The 25034-nt window shown below is 66.2% G+C and carries 23 protein-coding genes and 3 tRNA genes; 7 read left to right on the top strand and 19 right to left on the bottom strand.

Features of this window, described 5'->3' with window-relative positions:
- Positions 1–92 precede the first annotated feature (92 nt).
- Positions 93–1271, bottom strand: coding sequence for an acetate/propionate family kinase (locus tag EL388_RS09220; RefSeq protein ID WP_126462761.1), 1179 nt, complete (start codon positions 1269–1271; stop codon positions 93–95).
- A gap of 142 nt (positions 1272–1413) precedes the next feature.
- Between EL388_RS09220 and glgP the strand changes: the two genes are divergently transcribed.
- The 3 genes from glgP to EL388_RS09205 all read left to right on the top strand — a co-directional run bounded on the left by glgP (position 1414) and on the right by EL388_RS09205 (position 5320).
- Positions 1414–3123 (top strand): alpha-glucan family phosphorylase, encoded by a 1710-nt coding sequence (gene glgP / locus EL388_RS09215; protein WP_126462758.1) that lies wholly within the window; start codon positions 1414–1416, stop codon positions 3121–3123.
- A 45-nt stretch (positions 3124–3168) separates the two neighbouring features.
- Positions 3169–4776 carry an NAD+ synthase gene (locus EL388_RS09210; RefSeq protein WP_126464066.1) on the top strand — a complete coding sequence of 536 codons (1608 nt, stop codon included), beginning with the start codon at positions 3169–3171 and terminating at the stop codon, positions 4774–4776.
- A 205-nt stretch (positions 4777–4981) separates the two neighbouring features.
- Positions 4982–5320 (top strand): P-II family nitrogen regulator, encoded by a 339-nt coding sequence (locus EL388_RS09205; RefSeq protein ID WP_126462755.1) that lies wholly within the window; start codon positions 4982–4984, stop codon positions 5318–5320.
- 217 nt (positions 5321–5537) lie between these two features.
- Here the strand turns inward: EL388_RS09205 and rlmM are convergent, their stop codons facing one another.
- Genes rlmM through EL388_RS09185 form a run of 4 tightly spaced genes read right to left on the bottom strand, consistent with a single transcriptional unit; the run spans position 5538 to position 8982 of the window.
- Complete coding sequence (gene rlmM, locus EL388_RS09200) at positions 5538–6587, bottom strand: 23S rRNA (cytidine(2498)-2'-O)-methyltransferase RlmM (protein WP_126462752.1); 1050 nt, start codon at positions 6585–6587, stop codon at positions 5538–5540.
- A gap of 18 nt (positions 6588–6605) precedes the next feature.
- Positions 6606–7988, bottom strand: coding sequence for an FAD-binding oxidoreductase (locus tag EL388_RS09195; protein WP_126462749.1), 1383 nt, complete (start codon positions 7986–7988; stop codon positions 6606–6608).
- Positions 7988–8560: a hypothetical protein gene (locus EL388_RS09190; protein WP_126462746.1), complete on the bottom strand. Its 573-nt coding sequence runs from the start codon at positions 8558–8560 to the stop codon at positions 7988–7990. Before EL388_RS09190 ends, EL388_RS09195 begins: the two co-directional genes overlap by 1 nt.
- On the bottom strand, positions 8557–8982 hold the full coding sequence (locus tag EL388_RS09185; protein ID WP_126462743.1) for an SseB family protein: 426 nt from the start codon (positions 8980–8982) through the stop codon (positions 8557–8559). The genes EL388_RS09190 and EL388_RS09185 overlap by 4 nt, the downstream gene beginning before the upstream one ends.
- Before the next feature lie 85 nt (positions 8983–9067).
- On the opposite strand from EL388_RS09185, the gene EL388_RS09180 reads away from it, so the two are divergent.
- Positions 9068–9967: an ROK family protein gene (locus EL388_RS09180; RefSeq protein WP_126462740.1), complete on the top strand. Its 900-nt coding sequence runs from the start codon at positions 9068–9070 to the stop codon at positions 9965–9967.
- Between the two features lie 16 nt (positions 9968–9983).
- Here EL388_RS09180 and EL388_RS09175 read toward each other — a convergent pair whose 3' ends face one another.
- The 5 genes from EL388_RS09175 to EL388_RS09155 form a co-directional block, all read right to left on the bottom strand.
- Positions 9984–11216, bottom strand: a complete 1233-nt coding sequence (locus EL388_RS09175; RefSeq protein ID WP_126462737.1) for an HD-GYP domain-containing protein — start codon at positions 11214–11216, stop codon at positions 9984–9986.
- Between the two features lie 309 nt (positions 11217–11525).
- Positions 11526–11602 (bottom strand) — tRNA-Asp (locus EL388_RS09170).
- A gap of 53 nt (positions 11603–11655) precedes the next feature.
- A tRNA-Arg gene (locus EL388_RS09165) sits at positions 11656–11732 on the bottom strand.
- A 500-nt stretch (positions 11733–12232) separates the two neighbouring features.
- Positions 12233–12325: transfer RNA gene (locus tag EL388_RS09160), tRNA-Ser, on the bottom strand.
- Positions 12326–12459: 134 nt separating this feature from the next.
- Positions 12460–13689 (bottom strand): aspartate kinase, encoded by a 1230-nt coding sequence (locus tag EL388_RS09155; protein WP_126462734.1) that lies wholly within the window; start codon positions 13687–13689, stop codon positions 12460–12462.
- 138 nt (positions 13690–13827) lie between these two features.
- Here EL388_RS09155 and EL388_RS09150 point away from each other — a divergent pair, with 138 nt between their 5' ends.
- Positions 13828–14523 (top strand): Bax inhibitor-1/YccA family protein, encoded by a 696-nt coding sequence (locus EL388_RS09150; RefSeq protein ID WP_126462731.1) that lies wholly within the window; start codon positions 13828–13830, stop codon positions 14521–14523.
- A gap of 164 nt (positions 14524–14687) precedes the next feature.
- On the opposite strand, the gene rlmD is transcribed toward EL388_RS09150, so the two are convergent.
- A complete protein-coding gene (gene rlmD / locus EL388_RS09145) occupies positions 14688–16001 on the bottom strand; it encodes a 23S rRNA (uracil(1939)-C(5))-methyltransferase RlmD (RefSeq protein ID WP_126462728.1) in 1314 nt (437 codons plus the stop codon).
- A 103-nt stretch (positions 16002–16104) separates the two neighbouring features.
- Positions 16105–16881 (bottom strand): 3'-5' exonuclease, encoded by a 777-nt coding sequence (locus EL388_RS09140; RefSeq protein WP_126462725.1) that lies wholly within the window; start codon positions 16879–16881, stop codon positions 16105–16107.
- A 55-nt stretch (positions 16882–16936) separates the two neighbouring features.
- On the opposite strand from EL388_RS09140, the gene pgl reads away from it, so the two are divergent.
- Positions 16937–17605 (top strand): 6-phosphogluconolactonase, encoded by a 669-nt coding sequence (gene pgl / locus EL388_RS09135; RefSeq protein WP_232019082.1) that lies wholly within the window; start codon positions 16937–16939, stop codon positions 17603–17605.
- Here pgl and EL388_RS09130 read toward each other — a convergent pair.
- Together EL388_RS09130 and EL388_RS09125 are read right to left on the bottom strand one after the other, a co-directional pair.
- A complete protein-coding gene (locus EL388_RS09130) occupies positions 17591–18397 on the bottom strand; it encodes a ferritin-like domain-containing protein (protein WP_126462717.1) in 807 nt (268 codons plus the stop codon). The genes pgl and EL388_RS09130 overlap by 15 nt on opposite strands.
- Positions 18397–19005, bottom strand: coding sequence for an NAD(P)H-dependent oxidoreductase (locus EL388_RS09125; RefSeq protein WP_165919117.1), 609 nt, complete (start codon positions 19003–19005; stop codon positions 18397–18399). The genes EL388_RS09130 and EL388_RS09125 overlap by 1 nt, the downstream gene beginning before the upstream one ends.
- A 93-nt stretch (positions 19006–19098) precedes the next feature.
- Between EL388_RS09125 and EL388_RS09120 the strand changes: the two genes are divergently transcribed.
- Positions 19099–20190 (top strand): M48 family metallopeptidase, encoded by a 1092-nt coding sequence (locus tag EL388_RS09120; protein WP_126462708.1) that lies wholly within the window; start codon positions 19099–19101, stop codon positions 20188–20190.
- Here the strand turns inward: EL388_RS09120 and EL388_RS09115 are convergent, their stop codons facing one another.
- The 5 genes from EL388_RS09115 to EL388_RS09095 are packed head-to-tail and all read right to left on the bottom strand — an operon-like array spanning position 20191 to position 25031.
- Positions 20191–20604, bottom strand: a complete 414-nt coding sequence (locus tag EL388_RS09115; protein ID WP_126462703.1) for a hypothetical protein — start codon at positions 20602–20604, stop codon at positions 20191–20193.
- Entirely contained in the window at positions 20601–21260 is a 660-nt protein-coding gene (locus EL388_RS09110) for a phosphatase PAP2 family protein (protein ID WP_126462699.1), read from the bottom strand. Before EL388_RS09110 ends, EL388_RS09115 begins: the two co-directional genes overlap by 4 nt.
- Positions 21257–22729 (bottom strand): ArnT family glycosyltransferase, encoded by a 1473-nt coding sequence (locus EL388_RS09105; protein WP_126462694.1) that lies wholly within the window; start codon positions 22727–22729, stop codon positions 21257–21259. The genes EL388_RS09110 and EL388_RS09105 overlap by 4 nt, the downstream gene beginning before the upstream one ends.
- Positions 22726–23517 carry a phosphatase PAP2 family protein gene (locus tag EL388_RS09100; protein ID WP_126462689.1) on the bottom strand — a complete coding sequence of 264 codons (792 nt, stop codon included), beginning with the start codon at positions 23515–23517 and terminating at the stop codon, positions 22726–22728. The genes EL388_RS09105 and EL388_RS09100 overlap by 4 nt, the downstream gene beginning before the upstream one ends.
- Complete coding sequence (locus EL388_RS09095; protein WP_126462686.1) at positions 23514–25031, bottom strand: ArnT family glycosyltransferase; 1518 nt, start codon at positions 25029–25031, stop codon at positions 23514–23516. The genes EL388_RS09100 and EL388_RS09095 overlap by 4 nt, the downstream gene beginning before the upstream one ends.
- Positions 25032–25034 lie beyond the last annotated feature (3 nt).

The following is a 25034-nucleotide window of genomic DNA, read 5'->3' as shown; positions in this document are numbered from 1 at the left end:
GGTGGTTGCGGCAGCAATCGGCCCCGGGCGGCCCGGGTTGCTGCGCCTTCCACACTATAGGCGAGCTGTTTTACCGCACGATGAAGCGGCGTTCAGGCCGCGGCCAGGGCGTATGTCTGGCGGGCGATCACGAGTTCTTCATCGGTGGGGATTACCCAGGCGCCGATCGGGCTGTCGGGCTGGCTGATGCAGGGGCCATGCGCGGCGTTGGCCACCGGATCGAGCGTCAGGCCGAGCCAGCCCAGCCGGGCGCAGATCGCTGCCCGCACCGGCGCCGCGTGCTCGCCGATGCCGGCGGTGAAGACCAGGGCGTCCAGGCCGTCCAGGGCCACGGCCAGGGCGCCGACTGCCTTGGCCACCTGATAGACGAAGTGTGCCACCGCCAGCCGCGCCGCCGGCGTGTCGCCTTCCAGTAGCTGGCGCATGTCGGAGCTTGTGCCCGACAGGCCGAGCAGGCCGGAACGCTGGTGCAGGAGCTCGGATACCGCAGCGAGATCCAGGCCCTGCTCGCGCATGAGGTAGAGCGGGATCGCCGGATCGATGGCGCCGCAGCGGGTGCCCATGGGCAGGCCGTCGAGCGGGGTGAAGCTCATGGTGGTCTCGACGCTGCGCCGGTTCTGCATGGCGCACAGGCTGGCGCCGTTGCCCAGATGGGCGACGATCACCCGGCCTTCGGCCCGATCGCCCAGATAGTCGGGCAGCACCGAGGCGATGTATTCATAGGACAGGCCATGAAAGCCGTAGCGGCGTACGCCGGCGTCATGCAGTTCGCGCGGCAGGGCAAAGCGCTGGGCCAGCTCGGGCAGGGTTCGGTGAAAGGCGGTGTCGAAGCAGGCCACCTGCGGCAACCCGGGCCGGGCCTGCAGCAGGGCGCGGATGCCGGCCAGGTTGTGCGGCTGGTGCAGCGGGTCGATCGGGATCAGGCGTTCCAGTTTGGTCAGCACGGTCTCGTCGACGCGCACCGGCGCCGCGTGCTCGGCGCCGCCGTGCACCACGCGGTGGCCGGCGGCGATGAGATCCAGACCGTCGAGCCGCGGCGCCAGCCAGGCCAGCATTTCCCATATGGCCTCGTCGTGGTCGCGTGCGGCAAGCGGCTGGTCGAGCAACTCCTCGGCGGTCGGTGCCAGACTCACCCGCATGCGCGAAGCGCCACCGATCTCCTCGATGATGCCGCGATACCAGGGCTCGAAGCTTGGCCCTGGCTCTACCCGATAGAGGGCGAACTTCAGGCTCGAGGAGCCGGCGTTGATGATCAGGATGGCGTTGTCCATGGTATGGGACCTTGGGCAGGGCCGAAGTGGCCTGGAGATACTATATATACATTAGCGTTTTCCCCTGATAAGGCACATTCACCGCATGCGCTCGCATGGCTTAGCGTGTGTCCGGTCAACCGCGCGGACTTGAAAGCGAATCATGCCGAATGCCCGTTTCTCCATCGACGACTTCATCCACCAGCCTCGGATCGCTTATTTCTCGATGGAGATCGCGCTGGTCAACGATATCCCGACATACAGCGGCGGCCTGGGCGTGTTGGCCGGCGATACCTTGAGGGCGGCGGCCGACATGGCCCTGCCCATGGTGGCGGTGACCCTGGTTTCCCGGGCCGGCTACTTTCGCCAGGAGATCGATGCGGCCGGCCGGCAGGTCGAGCACCCAGATGCCTGGGAGCCCAGTCACCATGCCAGCCGGCTCGATGCCGCCGTGGCCCTGAACCTGGAGGGCCGCCAGGTCTGGGTGGGTGGCTGGCTCTATGTGGCCCGCTCGCGCACCGGCGGCGGTATTCCCGTATTGCTGCTGGACACCGATTTGCCGGTCAATCACCACCAGGACCGGGATATCACTCACTATCTCTACGGCGGCGACGAGGCCTACCGCATCAAGCAAGAGATGGTGCTCGGCGTCGGCGGGGTGGCCATGCTCCAGGCCTTGGGTTTCAGAGTGATCGGCTACCACATGAACGAGGGCCACTCGGCCTTTCTCACCCTGGCCCTGTTGCGGCGGTATGCCTATGCCCCCGAGGAGCTACGGCCCGGCGAGAGCCGCTACGATGTGCCGCGGGTGCGCGACCTGTGCGTCTTCACCACCCACACTCCGATCGAGGCGGGCCACGACAAGTTCGCTTACGATCGGGTGCAACAGATTTATGGCGATCTGCTGGACCTCGCCACCATCAAGCTGTTGGCCGGGCAGGATCGGCTGAACATGACGCAACTGGCGCTGAACCTCTCCGAATTCGTCAACGGCGTGGCCAAGCGCCATGCCGAAACCTCCAGGAAACTGTTCCCTGGCTATGCCGTGCATGCCATCACCAACGGGGTGCATTCGTCCACCTGGACCAATCTGCATTTCGGCGCCCTCTACGACGCCAACGTGCCGGGCTGGTGCCACGAGCCGGAACTGCTCGCGCGGGCCGACCGCATTCCCGACGAGCAGATCTGGCAGGCCCACATCGAGTGCAAGCGGGACCTGATCGACACGGTGCAGCAGCGCACCGGCGTGGCCCTCGATCCCGACCAGCCCATCCTCGGCTTCGCCCGCCGGATGACCGCCTACAAGCGCCCGGAGATGCTGTTCGCCGATCTGGAGCGGCTGAAGGCCATTGCCCGCAAGCGGCCCTTCCAGTTGGTCATGGCGGGCAAGGCCCATCCCAAGGATGCCGAGGGCAAACGCCTGATCGAGGCGCTGCATGGCCATATGCGCGAACTGAACGGGATCATCCCCATGGCCTTCCTGCCCAACTACGACATGGCGACGGCGCTTGCCATGGTCTCGGGCGCCGACGTCTGGCTCAACACCCCCCTCAGGCCGCTGGAGGCCTCGGGCACCAGCGGCATGAAGGCCGCCTTCAACGGCGTGCCACAACTGTCGGTGCTGGACGGCTGGTGGCTGGAAGGCTGCATCGAGGGCGTGACCGGCTGGGCCATCGGCGACGACAACACTAATGCCAACGGCGGCGATGCGGCCATGCTCTACGACAAGCTGGAACAGGTGGTGCTGCCGCTGTGGTACGACAACCGCGCCGGCTGGGTCGCCGTGATGAAGGGTGCCATCAGCAAGAACGCCGCCTACTTCAACAGCCAGCGCATGATGCGGCGCTACGCGACCGAGGCCTATTTGCGCTAAGCGATTGCTTGAAGGCGCGCGTGCTGCAAGGCATCATTGGGCATGATCCGAATCGCCCTAGCCCAATTCAACCCCGTCGTCGGCGATCTGGCAGGCAATGCCGCCCGCATCGCCGATCTGGCCGACCAGGCCGCCGTGGCCGGCGCCGCCTTGCTGCTCACCCCGGAACTGGCCCTCTGCGGTTACCCGCCGGAAGACCTGGCCCTGCGCGACGACTTCTATGCCGAGAATGCCCGGGTGCTCGCCGGCCTGGCCCGCCACTTGCCCCAGGGCCTGGCCGTCGTGGTCGGCCACCCCTTGATGGCCGACGGCCGCCGCTACAACGCCGCCACCGTGCTGCGCGACGGCCAAACCCTCGGCGTCTACCGCAAGCAGCAACTGCCCAACTATTCCGTGTTCGACGAGGTGCGCACGTTCAGCCCGGGCAGTGCGCCTTGCGTGTTCGAGGTCGACGGGATTCGCTTCGGCATCAATATCTGCGAAGACATCTGGTTCCCCGAGCCCATGGCCCAGGCCAAGGCCGCCGGCGCGGAGGTTATGCTGGTGCTCAACGCCTCGCCCTTCCACGTCGGCAAGCAGACCGAGCGCCACGCCGTGGCCCATGCCCGCGTGTTCGAAAACGGCCTGCCGCTAATCTACCTCAACATGGTCGGCGGTCAGGACGAGTTGATCTTCGACGGCGGCTCCTTCGCCGTCGACGCCCAGGGCAAGATTGCCGCGCAGTGCCCGGCCTTCGAGGAAGGTCTGCACCTGGTCGAATTGAACGACGGCGTGCCCAAGGGTGAGTGGCACGACTGGCCCGGCATCGAGGCCAGCGTCTACCAGGCCCTGGTGGTCGGCGTGCGTGACTACATCGGCAAGAACGGCTTCGCCGGGGCCCTGGTCGGCCTGTCCGGCGGCATCGACTCCGCGCTGACGGTGGCGGTGGCGGCCGACGCCCTCGGCCCCGAGCGGGTGCACGCGGTGATGATGCCCTCGCGCTACACCGCCGACATTAGCCTGCAGGACGCCGAGCAGCTGGCCAAGAACCTCGGCATCCACTACAGCGTGCAGCCGATCAAGCCCATGTTCGACGCCTTCCTGGCCGAACTGGCGGGCGAATTCGCCGGCCGGGCCGCCGACACCACCGAAGAGAACATCCAGGCCCGCATCCGCGGCGTCCTGCTCATGGCGCTGTCCAACAAGTTCGGCAAGCTGGTGCTCACCACCGGCAACAAGAGCGAAATGGCCACCGGCTACGCCACGCTCTACGGCGACATGGCCGGCGGCTATGCCGTGCTGAAGGACATCTCCAAGACCCTGGTCTGGGCGCTGTCGCGCTACCGGAATAGTTTGTCGCCGGTCATCCCCGAGCGCATCATCACCCGGCCGCCCTCCGCCGAGCTCAAACCCGACCAGGTCGACCAGGACAGCCTGCCGCCCTACGATATTCTGGACGCGATCATGGAGCGTTACGTCGAGCTCGACCGCTCGCCAGCCGAGATCGTGGCCGAGGGCTTTGATGAGGCCACCGTGCGCAAGGTCGTGCGCCTGATCGACTTCTCCGAATACAAGCGCCGCCAGGCCCCGCCCGGCATTCGCGTCACCAGGCGTGGCTTCGGCCGCGATCGGCGGTATCCTATTACCAACAAGTACCGGGCCCCCTTCAGGTGATGCTCCGCTGTCCCTCACCCTCGCTCCCTCTCCCAGAGGGAGAGGGAAGTTAAAGCCCTTCTCCCTCAGGGAGAAGGGTTGGGATGAGGGAAGGTTCGACCAAGAATGGGCTCGCGCTATTGAGCATGGCTCGTTTGCTCGGCAAGCTTGATCCACGAATGAAAAAACTGCGTTAATCTGAGAAAGACAAATTCAGGAGAGAACCATGAAAAAGATCGAAGCCATCATCAAGCCGTTCAAACTCGACGAGGTACGCGAGGCCTTGTCCACCATCGGCGTCACCGGCCTCACCGTGACCGAGGTCAAGGGCTTCGGCCGGCAGAAGGGCCATACCGAGCTTTACCGCGGCGCCGAATACGTGGTCGACTTCCTGCCCAAGGTGAAGATCGAACTGGTGGTCGCCGCCGCCCAGGTCGACGGCGCCATCGAGGCCATCGTCAACGCCGCCCGCACCGGCAAGATCGGCGACGGCAAGATCTTCGTCACCAACGTCGAGCAGGTGGTGCGCATCCGCACCGGCGAGACTAACGAAGCGGCGATTTGACACGAAGGGCTGGTATGGCCAATAAGCATCTATTGGGGTATTTGGCGTTGGAGTTGCGCTAGCCACCTAGGCTATGGCCCAAGTGTTAGACACGCCGGCGCTGCATTTCCAATCTGGCATGTTCGGTCAGGCGGTATCCCATGCCGTGAAATGTTACCCCAGTTGCGGGGTGCGTTCCACGCACGGTTCAACGGTGCACGGAGTGCAGCCTACGTCCTCACTCCCGCCGTTCCAGATACCCCGTCACTTCCTCCCGGTCGTGATACAGCTGCTTGAACCGTAGCCGGTAAGGCACCTTGGCCTTGCGCAGGGTGTCTTGGATGAGGGCCTTGCAGCGCAGGTATTCCTCGTAGCGTTTTTTCATCGGCAGCTTCAGGTTGAAGATGCTGCGCCGGCACCAGCCCTCGGCCAGCCACTTGGCGACCAGTTGGGCGATGCGCGCCGGCTGCTCGACCATGTCGCAGACCATCCAGTCCACCGGTTTCACCGGGCGGTAGCGGAAGCCGTCGTCCTGCACGTGGGTCACGTCGTATTCGGCCATGAGCTTCTTGTCCATGCGGCCGTTGTCGACGGCGGTGACCTTGAGGCCGCGGCTGGCGAACTGCCAGGTCCAGCCGCCGGGGGCGGCACCGAGGTCGACCACGCGCAGGCCCTGCTTGAGGTAGCGCTGCTGGTCCTGCTGGTCGAGGAAGACGTGGATGGCCTCGGCCAGCTTCATGGTCGAGCGGCTGGGCGCCTCGTGCGGAAAGCGCAGGCGCGGGATGCCCTGCGGCCAGGGCGAGGCGTTGCCGGGTTCGCTGGTGGCGAGCCAAGCGGTCTGCTTGTCGGTGAAGAAGACATGCAGGCGCGGGCCGCGCGGGCTGCCGAGCTTGACCTTGCGCTCGATCAGGGCCTTTTCCAGATAGGGCGCGAACTTGCGGCAGAAGGGCAGCAGCGGCTTGCCGGCCTCGGTGTCGGCCGCCTCCAGCCACAGCTCGCAATAGGCGGCGGGCGGCACGGCCAGGGCGATGGGGCCGGTGCGGTCGCGCTCGGGCAGGTTGCCGACGTGGCCGATCACGCGCAGGCACTGGCGGGCGAACACCCAGCGGAAGAAGGGCAGGGCGGCCAGTTCGTCGGCGGCCTCTTCCGGCAGCGGCAGGAAGACGGCGCCGCCGCCGGGCAGGGCCTCGGCCTCGGTGTCGATGCCGAGTTCGAAGGCGTAGCTTTCCGCCTCGCGGGCGCACTCGGTTTCGAAGCCGCCGCGGCAATAGAGCAATAGTCCGGACATGGGATCAACTCGAAAGGGTTAGTCCGGCAGTTTCTTGCCCGGATTCAGGATGCCCTGGGGGTCGAACAGCCGCTTGAGCTCGCGCATGAGGCCCAGGGTCTCGGGCTCGATTTCGAGCGGGATGAATTTGCGTTTCTTGGTGCCGATGCCGTGCTCGCCGGACAGGGTGCCGCCCAAGCGCAGCACGGTCTCGACCAGTTCCTTGAGGCAGCTCTCGGCGCGCGCCATCTCCTCGGCAGCGTCCGGATGCACCATCAGGTTGACATGCAGGTTGCCGTTGCCGGCATGGCCGAAGCTGACGATGGGCAGTCGGTGCAGGGTGCCGAGGGCGTCGATGGCGGCGACCAGTTCGGCCAGGCGCGAGACCGGCACCACGATGTCCTCGTTGATCTTGAGCGGGGCGATTTTCTTGACCGCGTGCGACAGCGATTTGCGCGCGGTCCACAGGGTCTGGATCTCGGCCGGGGTGAAGCCGGTCTGCAGTTCGAGCAGGCCTTCGCCCTGCAGGGCGTTCTCCAGCGCGGCGACCTGGCGCGGGATGTCCTCGGCCGGGCCGTCGGCCTCGACCATGAGCACGGCCTCGGTGCCGGGCGGCAGGCCTTCGGCGGCGCCGTAGTTGCGGATGGCCTCGATCGAGCGGCGGTCCATGAATTCCAGGGCGCTCGGCACCACCGGCTGCTGCATCACCCGTGACACAGCGGCACAGGCGGCGGTGTTGCTGGCGTAGCAGAGGCGGAAGGAGGCGGTGCGCTCGGGCGCCGGCACCAGCTTGAGCGTGGCCTCGGTGATCAGGGCCAGGGTGCCCTCCGAGCCGATCAGGAGGCGGGTGAGGTCGTAGCCGGTGGCGTATTTGCTGGTACGGGCGCCGGTACGCAGCTCGCGGCCGGCGCCGGTCACCGCGCGCAGGGCCAGCACGTGGTCGCGGGTGACGCCGTATTTCACCGCGCGCGGGCCGGCCGCGTTCATCGCCAGGTTGCCGCCGATGCGGCAGTAGGCGCTGCTGCCGGGGTCGGGCGCATACATCAGGCCGGCGCTGCGGGCGAGGCGGTCGATGTCGTCGGTGACCACGCCGGTCTGCACCACGATCAGGCGGTCGGCCGGGTTGAATTCGAGGACGCGGTTCATGCACTCGAAGCTGAGCACCAGGCTGCCCGGCGTCGGCTGGGCGCCGCCGACGTTGCCGGAGCCGGCGCCGCGCGGGGTGATGGCCAGCCGGTGTTCGAGCGCCAGGCGTACGATGGCGGCCACCTCTTCATGCGAGTGGGGGAAGAGCACGGCCTCGGGCAGGCAGCGGCCCGGGGTTTCGTCCTGGGCGTAGAGAGTCAGCGTATCGGCGTCGCTGCGGGCCCGGTCGGGGCCAAGCAGCGCGACGAAGGCGTCGAGTGCGGCGGGGGACGGCATCAGCCCAGGGTGGCCTCGACCACCTCGGCCGCCTGCACCATGGCGTCGCTGTCGGCGAAGCGACCGTGCACCTCCTGCACGGCGGCGTCGTAGAGCAGGCGGTTGAAGGGCTGCGCCGCCTGTTCCTGCATGACGTGGCGCAGGGCCTGAGTCATCACCTTGTCGAGCGAGACCAGGCGCTTGGCCACCACGATGCCGTCGTCGGCGTTGACCAGGGTGATGCGCAAGCGGCCGCGCTCGCCGGGCGGCTCGGCCGGCAGCTCGCGCTCGGCCTCGGGCACGAGCTGGACGTTGAAAGCGACGTCCGACCATTCGCAGACGTTCTGGATCTTGTAGAGCAGGAAGGCCGCGGGGCCGTGGCTGAATAGGCCGACCTCGACCGGCTGGTCGCGCAGGCCCTCGATCTCGGTCCGAGTCGGGCCGGCCCAGAACAGCACCAGGTCGTGGGCCTGGTCGCTGTAGCTGTAGCGGGCGCCCTCGTCGTAGCGGTTGTGCGCGGCGGAATAGACCTCGCCGACCTGGGGCCCGAGCTTGGCGACGTCCGGCCGCTGGAAGGTGTGGAACTCGCTCATGCCTTGCCCTCCTCCGGCAGCAGGGCCAGCATCATGGCGATCATGTCGGTGTCGAAGTCGATGCCCAGTTCCATGCCGGGGTTGAGCGCGATGCCGACGTTGTCGGCCATGCGCCGCAGCACCCAGGAGAACTCGGTGAGCAGGCCGCCGCTGTAGCCGGGGAAGTCGCTCATGAAGACCTTGGCCCGCTCCGGCGCCGAGAACAGCACCAGCACGGCGCTGCCGTCGTCGGCCTCGAGCACTAGGGGCTGGGCCTGGGTGGAGCGTTGGAAGCCGGCGATGGCGTGTTTCTCGTCCTGCACCGGCATGAACACCTGCAAGTGAAGCAGGCGCTGGGCGAAGGTTTCGGGGTCGATCTCGCCGGCATGCAGCTCGGTCAGCAGGTATTCGAGATCGTTCTTGGGTTGCAGCGGGATATCCATGGGAAAGACCGTCCAGATAAGGCCGTCAGCATAGCATCGGCGCGGGCCCGGCGCACCCCGCTAGAATGGCGGCAAGGAGGACAGCATGCTTCGTTTCGGTATCGATTTGGGCGGCACCAAGATCGAACTGGTCGCCCTGGATGCGGCCGGTGCCGAGCTGTGGCGCAAGCGGGTGCCGACGCCGCAGGGCAGCTATGCCGGCACCCTGGACGCCATGGCGGCCTTGGTGGCCGAGGCCGAGCAGGCCCTGGGCGGGCGCGGCAGCGTGGGCATCGGCACGCCGGGCGCGATCTCGCCGGCCAGCGGCCTGATGAAGAACTCCAACTCGGTCTGCCTCAACGGCCGCCGGCTGAAGGAGGACATCGAGGCCTTGCTCAACCGGCCGGTGCGCATCGCCAACGACGCCAACTGCTTCGCCCTGTCCGAAGCGACCGATGGCGCCGCGGCCGGGGCCGAGGTGGTGTTCGGCGTCATCCTGGGCACCGGCTGCGGCGGCGGCGTGGTGGTGCGCGGCCATGTCCTGACCGGGCCCAACGCCATCGCCGGCGAGTGGGGGCACAACCCCTTGCCCTGGCCGCGGGCCGAGGAGTTGCCGGGGCCCTCCTGCTATTGCGGCAAGCACGGCTGCCTGGAGACCTGGCTGTCGGGGCCGGGCCTGAGTCGCGAGGTACGGCGGATCGATCGGCTAGATGTGCAGCCGGCGGAACTGGCTCGGCGGGCGGCGGCCGGCGATGCGGTGTGCGAGGCGGCGCTGGCGCGCTATGAAGACCGCCTGTCGCGTGGCCTGGCCCAAGTGATCAATGTGCTCGACCCCGAGGCGATCGTGCTCGGCGGCGGACTGTCGAACCTGTCGCGGCTGTATGCCAATGTGCCGCGGCTATGGGGGAATTATGTGTTTTCCGACAACGTGCGCACCTGGCTGCTGCCGGCACGCTATGGCGATTCGAGCGGGGTGCGGGGGGCGGCCTGGCTTTGGAACGAGTAGACTGATTCGGTCGGGATTAGACGGGCAGCCACTTGGCGGCGTCGATGCCCCAGGTCTCGAACGACTCGTGGCCGACGATGCGGTCCTGGCAGGACGGCTTGGCCAAGTCGATCACCTCGGGCGGCAGGTAGTGCTGCTTCTTGGCGCTGTAGAAGGCCTTGACCACCGGCTGCAGCATCTTTTCCGGATGCTGTTCGATGACGATGCCGAGCCGGCCGCTTTCCAGCCGGACCAGCGAGCCGGTCGGATAGATGCCGACCGCCTTGATGTAGGCGCGTACCAGTTCCGGGTTGAAGTGGAACTTGCTCCATTCGAGCAGCTTGGCCATCGCGGCCGGCGCCGGCATGCCCTTGTGGTAGACACGCTCGGAGGTGATGGCGTCGTAGACGTCGACGATGGCGCCCATCTGGCCGTAGAGCGAGATCTGCTCGCCCTTGAGCTTGTTCGGATAGCCGGTGCCGTCGAAGCGCTCGTGGTGCTGGCCGGCAACGTCGAGCATGACCTTGGTGATGCCCGGCGTGTTCTGCAGGATGATGATGCTCTGCACCACGTGGGACTTCATCTTGTCGAACTCGGCATCGGTCAGCTTGGCCGGCTTGTTCAGAATCTCGTCCGGCACCTTGGCCTTGCCGACGTCGTGCAGCAGGGCGCCCATGGCGATTTCCTTGATGATCGGCCGCTCCAGCTTGAGGCCGCGGGAAAAGGCGATCATCAGGGTGCAGACCGAGACCGAATGCTGGAAGGTGTAGCTGTCGTGGTCCTTCAGTCGGCCCAAGGGCAGGATGGCATTGGGGTTGCGGAAGATCGAATCGATCATGCCCTCGACCAGCGGCTCGACCTTTTCCACCTCGATCTGCTTGCCCAGGCGCAGGTCCTTGAGCATGTTCTTGGTGATCTGGTTGGCCTCTTTGTGCAGGGCGCGGGCGCGGCCGATTTCCTGTTCCAGAGAAACGGGCATCGGCAGGGCCGGCTCGTTGGCGATCGCCTCCATGGTCTGGGCGATCTCCTGCTTCACCTCGTGCTCGGTCGGCGCATCGCCGACATCCAGGCCCTTCGCGGTGTCGATATAGACCTCGCGGATACCCAGCGTGCCCAGGGTGCGCAGCGTGGCATCGTCCTTGATGGGGAACTGGTTGGTCAGGAAAGGGTGGTCCATCCAGCCGCAGTTGAGATCGTGGATATACATGCCCGATTTCAACTGGGAGACGGCGACTTTCTTGATGTTGGACGAGGTGTCTGATTTACCCATGGCTGGCTTTGGCTCCTGGCTGAATTATTGTGATGCCAGACAAATCAAGCAATTAGTGTGGGTTACTTAAGTAGTGCGCAGCCCACGTCGATGCTCGGGGGTGCAATGGGGTACCGCTCCAGGCCTGGGTTTCGGAATTCCGGTCTGACCGGTCGAGGGCGATGTGAATGCTGGGCATTGCCAGAGCTATCGGTCGTTGGCTGCATTTCTGAAGGCCGATGGCTGCGACTAAGGGAAACTACGGAGATGGTCAGGTCGAAATCCCGTATTTATCTGGCGGGATTCGACGAGAACATCGAGGGGAAAAGGTGGCGGAGCGGACGGGACTCGAACCCGCGACCCCCGGCGTGACAGGCCGGTATTCTAACCGACTGAACTACCGCTCCGCGCGTGACTTGCAAAGCAAAGGGGCTGTTTTGGCAGCCCCTTGCGAACTGACTGGCGCGCCCGAAGAGATTCGAACTCCTGACCCCCTGGTTCGTAGCCAGGTACTCTATCCAGCTGAGCTACGGGCGCAACGAAGGCGCGAATTATATAGAAAACTGTCGGGTGTGCAAAGGGTATTTGCAGGATGAATGGATTTTCCCTGCGATGTGCCTTGCGCCATCCGGCCAAATAAAAACCTTCGCCAGGTTCCAGTTTTCGAGTGGGGATGGGATTGCTCGGGTTTGGCGTTGCTTTCGCCAAACCCTCGTCCCTCCGCTGCGCTCCGGGACCGCCCTACGGGCGTCCCTCGCAAGCGGTGCTTGCTCGGCGAACCGGTGGGTTCTTTTCACCCATCGGCTATGCCAAATAAAAATGGACCCGCCGGTTTTTTTACAGTGTGGGATGGTGGTGGTAGCGGTGGGATTGCTCGGGTTTGGCGTTGCTGCCGCCAAACCCTCGTCCCTCCGCTGCGCTCCGGGACCGCCCTACGGGCGTCCCTCGCAAGCGGTGCTTGCTCGGCGAACCGGTGGGTTCTTTTCACCCATCGGCTATGCCAAATAAAAATGGACCCGTACGGGTCCATTTTTATTTGGCGGAGACGGTGGGATTCGAACCCACGATGCAGGTTTTGCCCGCATACTCCCTTAGCAGGGGAGCACCTTCGGCCTCTCGGTCACGTCTCCAAAAACGAAGTTTCGGTGCAGGCTGACATCCGTATTTGGATGTTAAGCCGCGAAGCGGCGGCCGGAACCGAAACGTCCCGCATTCAAGCGGGACAAGGCCGCGCAAGGATACCCGCGCGGCCCCTAAAAAGCAATTAAGCAGCGGGCGCCTTGTCCAGTTCGAAGGCTTGGTGCAGGGCGCGGACGGCCAGCTCCATGTACTTGTCTTCGACCACGACGGAGATCTTGATTTCCGAGGTGGAGATCATCTGGATGTTGATGTTCTCGGCAGCCAGGGCCTTGAACATCTTGCTGGCGATGCCGGCATGGGTGCGCATGCCGACGCCGACGATGGAGACCTTGGCGATCTTGTCGTCGCCTGTCACCTGGCGGGCGCCGATCTCGGTCTTGACGCCGTTGAGCACGTCCATCGCCTTCTTGAACTCGTTGCGGTGCACGGTGAAGGAGAAGTCGGTGGTGCCGTCGTGGCCGACGTTCTGCACGATCATGTCGACGTCGATATTGGCATCGGCGATCGGGGCCAGGATCAGGCCGGCCACGCCCGGCTTGTCGGGCACGCCCAGGATGGTGAGTTTGGCTTCGTCGCGGTTGAAGGCGATGCCGGAGATGATGGGCTGTTCCATGGTGTCTTCCTCGAACGTGATCAGCGTGCCTTCGCCTTCCTCCTGGAAGCTGGAGAGCACGCGCAGTTTAACCTTGTACTTGCCGGCGAACTCCACAGAGCGGATCTGCAGCACCTTGGAGCCGAGGCTGGCCAGTTCCAGCATCTCCTCGAAGGTGATGGTCTCCAGCTTGCGCGCCTCGGGCACGATGCGCGGGTCGGTGGTGTAGACGCCGTCGACGTCGGTGTAGATCTGGCACTCGTCGGCCTTGAGCGCCGCGGCCAGGGCGACCCCCGTGGTGTCCGAGCCGCCGCGGCCGAGGGTGGTGATGTTGCCCTTCTCGTCGACGCCTTGGAAACCAGCGACGACCACGACATGGCCGCTGTCCAGATCGCGCCGCATGTTCTCTTCGTCGATGGCGAGGATGCGGGCCTTGGTGTGGGCATCGTCGGTCAGGATGCGCACTTGGCTGCCGGTATAGCTCTTGGCCTTGAGGCCCAGGTCTTTCAGGGCCATGGCCAGCAGGGCGATGGTGACCTGCTCGCCGGTGGAGACCAGTACGTCCAGCTCGCGCGGATCGGGTTCCTTCTGAATCTCCTTGGCCAGGCCGATCAGGCGGTTGGTCTCGCCGGACATGGCGGAGACCACCACGACCACCTGATGCCCCAGCATCTTGAACTTGGCGACCCGCTCGGCCACGTTGCGGATGCGCTCGATCGAGCCGACCGAGGTGCCGCCGTATTTTTGGACAATCAATGCCATGATGGTGGAAACAAGCGCTTGAAAAAGCGACAATTCTACCCGATCCGGGGTGCCGGCAGCCAGCGGCCGAAGATTGAAACTTTCGCCTGCTGCCGCTAGTCTTAGGGCTGTTTTCCTCACTGCACGGAGCCAACCCGCATGCAACCGCAATACGACCTGACCGGCTACAACGCCTCGACTACTCTCGACGTTTCCCGCAACAAGGTCCTGCGCAACACCTACATGATGCTGGGCCTGACCATGATTCCGACCCTGATCGGCGCCCTGGTCGGCCTGTCCATGGACTTCAGCTTCATGGCCGGCAGCCCGATCCTGTCTGCCGTGATCATGCTGGCCGTGATGATGGGCCTGTTCTTCGCCATCAACGCCACCCGCAACAGCGCCATGGGCGTGGTCCTGCTGCTGGCCCTCACCGGCTTCATGGGCCTGATGCTCGGCCCGGTCCTGCAGGTGGCCCTGAGCCTGAAGAACGGCGGCGAGATCATCGGCCTGGCCGCGGGCGGCACCGGCGCCATCTTCTTCACCCTGGCCGGCATCGCCACCGTGACCAAGAAGGACTTCAGCTTCATGGGCAAGTTCCTGCTGGTCGGCATCGTGTTGCTGATCGTCGCCAGCCTGGCCAATCTGTTCTTCCAGATCCCGGCCCTGGCCCTGACCCTGTCCGCCGTGGCGGTGCTGCTGTTCTCGGCCTTCATCCTGTACGACGTCTCCCGCATCGTGAACGGCGGCGAGACCAACTACGTCATGGCCACCCTGGCGATCTACCTCGACATCTACAACCTGTTCGTCAACCTGCTGCAGTTGTTGATGGCGCTGATGGGTGAGCGCGAGTAAAGCCTCGCGGCGATAAAAAAGGCGGCCTCGGCCGCTTTTTTGTTGGTTCGGCGGTAGGGCCGAATGGCGCAGCGTAATGCGTCCTACAACGCCGGGGATTGCCCTCTCTCCTAACTCTCCCCCGCTTGCGGGGGAGAGGGACGCGGTCGCTACGCGGCTGTGTTCTACCGCTCGAACAAGGCGATGGATTCGACGTGGGCGGTGTGCGGGAACATGTTGGCCACGCCGGCGGCCTTGAGCGCATAGCCCTTCTGGTGCACCAGCACTGCGGCGTCTCTAGCCAGGGTGGCCGGGCTGCAGGAGACGTAGACGATGCGGCGCGGCCCGCCCCGCTCCGGCAGCGACTTCACCAGTTCGATGGCGCCGTCGCGCGGCGGGTCGATCAAGAGCTTGTCGAATTCGCCCAGGGCGGCGTAGCTCTCCTCTGTCATCTGGAACAGGTCGGCGACGCGGAACTCGGTGTTGCCGCTCAGGCCGTTACGCTTGGCGTTCTCCATGGCGCGCTCGACCAGGCTTTGGCTGCCTTCGATGCCGAGCACGGTCGCACCGGAGCGGGCGATGGGCAGGGTGAAGTTGCCCAGACCGCAGAAGAAGTCGGCAATGCGCTCGCCCGGCTGGGAGTCGAGCATGCGCATGGCGCGGCGCACCAGCATGCGGTTGATGCCGTGGTTGACCTGGGTGAACTCGGTCGGCCGGAAGGGCATGATGAGATTAAATTCCGGCAGGCTGTAGCTGAGCTCCGGCGCATCCAGGGGGTGGAAGGGATAGGCGGTGTCGGGGCCTTTCGGCTGCAGCCAGAATTGCACCTCATGTTGATCGGCGAAGGCGCGCACCTTCACTTCGTCCTCGGCCGACAAGGGTTCCAGGATGCGCAGTACCAGCACGGTGACGTTCTCCCCCGCGGCCAGTTCGATCTGCGGCAGGCGGTCGCGGATGGACAGGTCGGCGACGAAGTCGCGGAACAGGGGCAGCAGGGCCGAGACCTTGGGCGGCAGCACCTCGCAGCTGGTCATGTCGGCGACATAGCTGCTACGCTTTTCGTGGAAGCCGACCAGGACGCCGCCCTTCTTGATCACGTTGCGCACCGACAGCCGGGCGCGGGTGCGGTAGCCCCAGGCCGGGCCGTGGATGGGTGAGAGCATGGTTTCCGGCGTGACCTTGCCGATGTGTTCGAAACAATCTTCCAGCACCCGCTGCTTGGCCGCGACCTGGGCCGATTCGTGCAGATGCTGGTGCGAGCAGCCGCCGCAGATGCCGAACCAGCGGCAGGCCGGCGTCACCCGGTTGGGGCTGGCCTTGATGATCTGGGTGACCTGGGCCTGCTCGTAGGTCGGTTTCTTGCGGTAGCTGGAGTGGATGACCAGCTCGCCGGGCAGGCCGCCCTCGACGAAGATGGCCTTGCCGTCGAGGTGCGCGACGCCGCGGCCTTCGTGGTCGAGGGATTCGATGTACAGCGGTGGGGTGGGTGGGGTGCTCATGCTGTTTTAGGTTTTGTCATTCCCGCGAAAGCAGGAATCCAGTTTTATTTTCTGGATTCCGGGTCAATGGAGCTTCGCTCCACGCCCGGAATGACGAATTGGTTTAGTCCTGCCAGGCCGCCAGGAATTCTCTCCAGTGCCCGGCACCGATGCCGGACAGCATGTCGCGCACCAGCTGCAGCTCGCGTTCATACTGCTCGTGGGTCAGCATGCCGCGCATCAATTGGAAACGCAGGTAGACCAGATAGGTGTTCACCACGTCGGTCTCGCAGTAGTCGCGGATCGCAGCGATCTGGCCGGCCTGGTAGGCCTCCCACACGCGGCTGCCGTCCATGCCCAGTTTGCCGGGAAAGCCGAACAGCTTGGCCAGCTCATCCAGGGGCGCGTTGGCCCGGGGCTGGTAGAGGGCCAGCAGGTCCATCAGGTCCAAGTGGCGGGTGTGGTAGCGGCTGATGTAGTTGTTCCACTTGAACTCCTTGTCGTCCTCGCCCATGTCCCAGTAACGCGGGGCGGTGACCTTGTGCCGCATGGCGCGGTAGTGCAGCACCGGCAGGTCGAAGCCGCCGCCGTTCCAGGACACGATCTGCGGCGTGTACTTCTCGAGGCCGTCGAAGAAGCGCTGGACGATCTCGGCCTCGGCGGCCTCGGGCTCGGACAGCGAAAAGACCTTGAAGCCGTCTTTCGAGCGCAGGGCGCAGGAGATGGTGACCACGCGGTGCAGATGCAGGGGCAGGAAGTCGGAGCCGGTCTTCTGCCGGCGGAACAGCAGGGCCATTTCGCCGACGTCGCGGTCCGTGGTGTCCGGGGTCACGTCGTAGAGGCGACGCAGCCCCTCGATGTCGGGGATGGTTTCGATGTCGAAGACGAGAACGGGCGTCATGGCTGACCCTGATGCGAAAAGGGTGTAATTTTACCTTATGGATACCCGCTGGCATGTGGCAAAAGACGACGCGGACTGGCTGCGCCAGGCCCTGGACCATATTCGGGCCGCCGAGGCCCGGGCCCTGGCGGGGCGCGGCGCCTTCCACATCGTGCTGGCGGGCGGCGGCACGCCGCGCAAGGTCTACGAGCAATTGGCCCGGGAGCCGCACGACTGGGCGCGCTGGCATGTCTGGTTCGGTGACGAGCGGTGTCTGCCGGCCAGTGTCCCGGAACGCAACAGCCGCATGGCCTTCGAGGCCTTGTTGTCCCGGGTGCCGATCCCGGCCGAACAGATCCATGTCATCCCGGCCGAACTGGGCGCGCGGGCGGCAGCCGAGCGCTATGGCCAGGCATTGGCCGGCATCGGCGCCTTCGATCTGGTGCTGCTCGGCCTGGGCGAGGACGGCCATACCGCCAGCCTGTTTCCGGGTCACGATTGGGGCGAGGCGCTGGATGCACCACCGGCCCTGGCCGTGCTCGATGCGCCCAAGCCGCCGCCCGAACGGGTGAGCCTGTCGGCGCGGCGGCTCAACTGCGCCTGCGTCGTCCTGTTCCTGGTCGCCGGGGCGGGCAAGCGCGAGGCGGTGGCTGCCTGGCAGGGCGGCGTCTTTATCCCGGCGGCGGCGATCCGCCCGGCCTGCGGGGTCGATGTCCTGCTCGATCCGGCTTCAGTCCCGGTCTAGCAGGGCGTCCAGTTCCGCTTCGCTGAAACCGGCGCGCAGCCGGGCCTCGGTGTTCACCGGCCGGCGCGGCCTGGGCGCCCGGTAGCGTCCGAGCAGATCCCGATAGGCGGCCTCCGGCGTCAGGCCACGCAAGCTGCATAAGTGGCGGAACCAACGGTCGCCCGCCGCGACGTGGCCGATTTCGTCACGCAGGATGATGTCGAGGATGGCGGCGCCCGCGGCATCGCCATAGCCGCGCAGCTTCTGCTGGATCTCGGGCGTGGCGTCCAGGCCGCGCGCCTCGAGCAGCCTTGGCACCAGGGCCATGCGCGCCAAGGGGGCGTCGGCGGTGGCGCGCGCCATCTGCATCAGGCCGTCGTGGGCGGGAAAATCGCCGTAGTCGTAGCCCAGCGTGCGCAGGTGATCGCGCAGCAGGCCGAAGTGCTCGGCCTCTTCCGCCGCCACCTGCAGCCAGTCGCGATAGAAGCCCTCGGGCAGGCCGGGGTAGCGGCAGACGGCGTCGAGCGCGAGGTTGATGGCGTTGAATTCGATATGGGCCAGGGCGTGGATCAGCGCGGCATGCCCCTCGCGGTCGCGCAGGGTGCGCTTGGCCAATTGATTGGGCGGCACCAGCAGCGGCCGCTCGGGCCGGCCGGCGAAATCGGGCGCGACCGGTTCGGCGCTATCGGCGGTTTGCAGTTGGCCCGCGTTCCACTCGGCCCAGAGCCGCTCGGCGCCTTTGAGTTTTGTTTCGACATCGCGCTCGGCCAGCACGGCGCGCGCCGCGGCATGGACGTCGCGCGCGGCCGACATCAGCGGTATTCGACCAGCTCGGCCAGGGGCAGGCGGCGCTTCTCGTGCGGTTTTTCCGCGCAATGGCCGACGGGCAGGATCAGGGCGACCTCGTATTGCGCCGGGTCGATGTCCAGGATCTGTTTCACCTGGTCCGGCAGGAAGCCGCCGATGGCACAGGAATCGAGGCCGACGGCGGTGGCCGCGAGCATCATGTTGGCGGCGGCGATGTGGCACTGGCTCACGCTCCAGGCTCGCACATCGGTGGCGGCATGGAAGCTGCGATAATTGTCCAGCGCCTGCGCCCGCTGCTCGGCCGGGTATTCCCGCTCCATGAGCTTGCGGACGTAGGACGAGTCAGGCTGCAGCTCGGCCAGCTTGGCCAGGATGACGATCACCGCCCCGGCGCTGCCGACCTGTTGCTGCTGGAAGCAGGCGGCCTGCAGGGCCTGCTTGAGCTCGGGCGATTGCACCACGAGGAACTTCCAGTGCTCGAGGCCGAAGGAAGAAGGCGACAGCCGGCCCGCTTCGAGGATGAACTCGAGATCGGCGCCGGCGACGGCGCGCCCCGGCTCGAAGGCGTGACAGGCGTAACGGCGGTGGAAAAGTTCGGAAAGTTGTTGCTTCATGATGGAACCGTGCATGCTGAATGCCCGGCATTCTAACTTAAGCGCTTGAAACACCTGACAAAGGTTGAGCTTGCAAGAGGGGTATGCGCAGCGATGAATGCCTTTGATCTGCAATTGTTCGCACCGGGCCAGCCGGCGGCCGGGGTGCGCGCTCGTGGCCGCTGCGTCGGCGGCCGGCTGCATCTGGAAGCCGAGGGTTTGAGCCTGGAGGTGCCGGCGCAGGCAATCCAGGCCAGGGCCGCCGGCTTCGATGGTCGCCAATGGCTGTTGGAGTGGGATGCGGTCGAAGGCCGCTGCTCCGCCATGCTGCATGGCGAGGCGGCCATCCAGGCCCTGCGCGAAAGCGCGCCGGCTTCGTTGGCAGGGCAATTGCAGGTCGCCCGCCGCGGCGAGCGCGATCTGCGCCGCCGCTTTCAATTGGCCCTGGCCGCGGCGGGCCTGGTGCTGGCCCTGCCATTCCTCGCCCTGCTCGCATTCTGGCTCAATGCCGAGCGCATTGCCGACTGGGCGGCCGACCGGGTCAGCCTGAATCAGGAGCAGTACCTGGGCGACATGGCCTTCGCCCAGATGCGGCCGCAGTTGAAGCTGATCGAGCAGGGCCCGGCCCTGGACATGGTGAGCGGGATCGGCCGGCGGCTGACCGCCGGCTCGCGCTATCGCTATCAGTGGTTCGTCGCGCAAGACAAGCAAGTCAACGCCTTCGCCATGCCCGGCGGCTATGTCGTGGTGTTCAGCGGTCTGATCGAACAGGCGAAAACCCCGGAGGAGATCGCCGGCGTGCTCGCGCACGAGGTGCAGCATGTCGAGCTGCGTCACAGCCTGAAGAACCTGCTGCACGGTCTGGGCTGGCGCGCCGTGCTGGCGCTGACACTGGGCGATTTCGCCGGCGCTGTCTGGGCGAACCTGGCTGAAGAATTGGGCCGCCTGAAGTTCGGCCGCGATCTCGAGCGCGAAGCCGATCTGAAAGGGCTTGCGGCCCTGCAGCGGGCCGGCATCGCACCCGAGGGCATGGCGGGTTTCTTCGAGCAGATGGCCAGACAAGACGGCGGCCGGATCGCGCTGCTGTCCAGCCACCCGGCCTCGGATGAGCGGCTGGCGGCTATTCGCGCGGCGATCGCCGCGCAGGGGGTGTACCCGAGCCGGCCCTTGAACTACGACCTGGCCGCGATCAAGGCCAGGCTGTGATCAGTCGTCGTCGGCGAGATCCTTGATCACGTCGACCACCACCCGGGTCCGGGTGTCGAGGATGCCGATGTCGGCACCGACCACGATGCGGGCATAGCCTTCGGGCAGGGCGGAGAGCCGCCGTTCCAGATCGCCGGGCAGCGCGCGATAGGCGATGCCCGGTGGCAGGCGGCCCCAACGCTCCATCTGCATGGCATGGCCGGGCGGAATCTTGCCCTTCTTGGCCAGGCCCGGCGGCAGGCGCTTGGCGCGGGCACTGTAGTAATCGTGGATGAGGTCGCGGTCGCGATCGCTGAAAATGACGCGAATGCTTTGATCCTTGCTTCTGACCCCGACATCGACTTCGCGCGGCTGCAAGGTCTCGCAGCCGGTCAGGGCCAGCATGGCGGCAAATAAAAGGCTGAGGGTCTTCATGGCGCATCCTCCATTCGGCTGATCGCGCCGGCATAGAACCAGCGGTGCAAAAGCCAGGCGCTAAAGTACACCAGATAGAAGGCGAAGATCACGTCGCTGAGGAAGTGGCCGCCCTGGGCCAGGCGCATCAAACCGAGCAGGCCGCCGGCAATGAGACCGACGGCGAGCCAGGCGCGGCGCTGGCGGGCCAGCAGAAAACCTGGCGCCAGCAGGAAGAAGCCGACCGAGGCATCGCCGCAGACGAAGGCGCAGTTGCGGGCGCACTGACGCGCAGGCACCCAGGCCGGGGTGAAGGCCTTGTCGCCGCCGAAGTTTTCCACCTGCACCGGACGGGCGCGGCCCCAGTTGTCTTTGAATACGGTGTTGACCAAGAGGCCCGGCCCGAGCGCGGCCACCAGCAGTAGATAGATCAGGCCCTTGCGCAGCGACCAGGCGGCCGAGACCAGCGAGGCGACGATGAGGGCGGCGAGCAGGCTGCCGACGATGATCTGCGACAGCAGCGGCACCGCCTTGTGGATGGGGTCGAGCCAGGGGTTGAGGAAGAAGCCTTCGCCGACGCGATAGAACAGGCCGCTCGCCCAGAGGTCGAGTTCCGGCGCCAAGAGGAATAGCAGGCCGAAGCCGACGAAGGAGTAGTAGAGCAGGGGGCGGTTCACCGGCCGTAACCCTTGAAGTCGCGCAGCCAATAGGCCGCCGCCTCGCGCTCGAAGTCGCGGTAGAGCGGGATGCGGATGGTGCCCAGGGGCTTCACCTCGGCGAACTCTCGGGCCAGCTGTTCGGCGTTGACGTGCTCGCCGATCAGGATGAACTCGCCTTGCGGCGCCCGCTTGAGGTCGTGCAGCAGGGCGTAATGGTCGCCGATGAGGCCGCTCGGGTTGTAGCTCAGGGCATCGAACGGGTGCGGCCGCACGTAATAGATCAGCTCGGCCAGCATCTTCCGGTCGTCGGAAACCAGGCGAGCTTTGGGGTGGGTCTCCAGCAGTTTTTGTACTTCGCCGCCCAAGGCGCGCCAGCCGGCCACGCGGGAATAGGGATCGGTCTTGCGCGAAAGCTCGATGCCGGCGAATTCGGCCAGGGCGTGGTAGTGATAGAGGCCGACCATGATCGCGACGTTGAAGGCAATCGCTGCTTGCAGCCAGCGCAGCCGGTTGCGTGCCAGCCACCAGGCGGCTACCAGCAGCACGCCGGCGACGTAGGCCATGGCGCCCCAGTTGGCGAAGGCGCGGGTGAGGAAGGCGAGCAGGATGAACACGGCCAGGGCCGGCACGCTGAAGGCGAACAAGAGCTGATAGCGGCGGTCGGTCACCAGGTTGAAGCCGTGGCGCAAGGCCAGATGGCCGAAGGCGGCGAACAGCAGCGGGCCCATGACGATGAACTGGCCGCCGAGAAACTCGGCCAGCTTCTCCGGCCGGAACCACTTCCGATCCAGCCGGGAGATTTCCGCGGTGTGCTCGACGCTGACGAACTGGTGCTGGGCATTCCAGATCAGGTTGGGCAGGAAGATCAGGAAGGCGAGGCCGATGGCGACATAGAGCCGCGGGTTGCGCAGTTGCCGGCGGGCCTCCGGGTTCATGATCAACAGGGCGAGGCCGCCCAGGCCGAAGAAGACCATGCTGTACTTCGACAGGCCGCCGAGCCCCAAGGCCACGGCCAGGCCCAGCCAGTCGCGCCAGTGGTTTGCATCCAGGGCGCGGGCAAGGAAATAGAGGGCGAGCGTCCAGAAGAAGAGCAGGGCGGCATCGGTGGTGATGAACCAGGATCCGAGCGAGACCATGGGCAGGGTGATGTAGGCCAGCGCCGCCCAGAAGCCGACGCGCGGCGCGAACAGCCGGCTGCCGAGCAGGAACAGGACGAAGGCGGTGGCCGGGTAGAGCAGGTAGGCGGCCAGGCGCACGCAGGGTTCGGCATCGCCGCACAGATTCGTGGTCAACCAGATCAGCCAGCCGACCATGGGCGGCTTGGAGTAATAGCCCCATTCCATCGACTGGGCCCAGCCGAAGTAATAGGCCTCGTCGCCGTAGAGTTCGAGTTGCAGCCAGTGCGCGGCGAGGACTCGATAGATGGTCAGCGCGGCGAGGATGAGCAGCAGTCTGAGGCCGTAATGGCGAAGGTCACGTTCCGTCATGCCTGGTTTCCATTCGGCAGCGGCCGGAAGAACAGGGCGAGGCCGGCGAAGGCGATGGCCTGTTCGAAGCGGCGCGCCTCGGGGTAGCCGCTGTCGTGGCCGATCAGCAGCCAGGCGGCGCCGGCGATCAGCAGGGCCTGCACCGCGGCATGCAGCCAGGGGTGGTGCAGGGCCTGCCAGCGGCTCGCCAGGGCGATGCCGGCCAGGCCGGCCAGCCAGCCGCCGGCGGCGCCCGCCAGCACGTCCAACGGCCAGTGCACGCCGACCGCGATGCGCGACAGGCCGACCAGGGTGGCCAGGGCGAGCAGCGGCAGCAGCCGGCCCCAGTTGGGCAGATAGACCGAGAGCAGGGCCATGACGGCGAAGGCGGTGGCGGTGTGGCCGGAGGGGAAGGAACCGGCGCTGTAGGCGGGGCCGATGACGTTGAACTCGCCGCTGCCGAACACGGTCGGTGGCCGCGGCAGGTTGAGGCCGAGCTTCAGGCTGTGGACGTAGACCAGGGCGAACAGCGTGGCGAGCGCGATGGCGGCCGCCAGGTCGGGCCGGCGGCGGACGAAGGGCAGCAGTAGGGCGAAGGCGACCAGGGTGTCGCCCACCGCGGTGAGGCTGGCCCACAAGCCGGGTGGCAGGGCGGCAGCGGCATGGTTGAGGGCGAGGAACAGCGTTTGGTTGGCATGGCTGATCAACAGCGCGGCCATCAGCAGCAGGGCGAACGCGGGCAGACCCCAGACCCGGCCGCGCTGAAAAGCGCTGGCGACGGGCTGCTCCGGCAGTTCCAGACGATTCACTTGAGCAGCCTCACCAGCGCGATGTCCTTGCGGATGTAGATCAACTCGTAGGGCGGCAGTTCCGCCAGGTGGCGGGTGTCGGTGAACACCGCTTCGCCCGGCAGCGGCGCGCGCCGCTCGACCACGCGGCCGGCATAGACGCTGAAGCTGGGGTTGTTGATGCCGCTCATGACCACCGGCACTTCCAGGTGGCGGGCGAGCAGGCCGGCCTGCTTGACCGGATCCTGCAGCAGATGGCCGACCGCCGGCAGCAGCACCAGGCCGAGGCCGTAGCTCGCGGCCAGACCGACCACCAGCAGGCGCAGCGCGAGCGCGGCGCGGGTCCAGACCATGAACAGCAGGGCCGCGCCGGCGGCCACGGCGAAATAGATGCGGTAATAGGTGCCGAAGTGGGTGCCGATGTCGGCCAGCAGCGACTGGTAATAGGGTTTGGCCTCGTCCTGGCGGGCGGCGAGCAGATCGGGCAGGAAGTAGAGGCCGACAAACAGGGCCAGCGCCGGCAGCAGCAGCCAGCGGCTGCGTGCCGTCTTCAATTCCAGCGCCAGCAGCACCAGCAACGGCGACAGGCCATAGAGCAGGTAGTGCGGCAGCTTGGTTGCCGCGGCCGAGATCAGGACGAAGACCAGAAGGAACAGGATCAGGGCATAGCGGCCAAAGTCGTCGCACCAGTGCTCGCGCCAGCGTTTGCCGATCAGCAGCAACAGGCCGGTGTAGGGCAGGGTCATGAGCAACAGCACCGGCAGGTAGTAGAACACGCTGCCGCGGTGGCCTTCCATGGCACCGGCGAAGCGGCCGACGTTGTGCTTGAGGAAGAAGGCCTCGATGAAGCCCGGGCCTTTGACCAGGGTGACGGCGATGTACCAGGGCAGGGCGATGGCGGCGAAGATCAGCCAGGCCCGCTTGTCGGCGATGAGGTCGAGAAAGCGGCGCCATTCGCCGCGGCTGGCCAGATAGAGCAGAGCGGTAAGCAGGGGCAGGGCGACGGCGACCGGGCCCTTGGTCAGAAAGCCCAGGGCCATGGCCGCCCAGGCCCAATACAGATGGCGGGCCTGGCCTTGCTTGAGCCAGAGGAACTGGGCGAACAGGGCACCGGCCAGGCAGGCGTTGAGCAGGGCATCGGCCGTGGCGGCGCGGGTGATGAAGCTGACACCGACGGTGGTGGCAGTCAGCATGGCGGCAGTAAGCGCAGTCTCCTGGTCGTACAGCCGGCGGGCAAAGCGGTAGGCCAGCACGGTCCAGGCCAGGCCGGCCAGGGCCGAGGGCAGGCGCAGGGCCAGTTCGTTGAAGCCGAAGGCTGCGGCCGAGAGCGCCTGCAGCCAGTAGCTCAGGATCGGCTTGTCGTAGCGGGGGACGCCGTTGAGATAGGTGGCGAGGAAGTCGCCGCGCACGAACATCTCCAGGGTGGCGGCGGTGAAGGCCCCCTCGTCGAGGTCGAACAAGGGCGATGCGGCCAGGCCGGAAAAGAAGCTGACGATAGCCGCCAGCAGCAGCGCCCAGCCGAGCCGCGAATCCACGGT

It is taken from the genome of Sulfuritortus calidifontis, from assembly GCF_003967275.1.
In the GTDB taxonomy this organism is placed as follows: Bacteria; Pseudomonadota; Gammaproteobacteria; order Burkholderiales; family Thiobacillaceae; genus Sulfuritortus; species Sulfuritortus calidifontis.
Note: the sequence above shows the minus strand (reverse complement) of the source record. Positions and strands in the feature narration are given on the sequence as shown.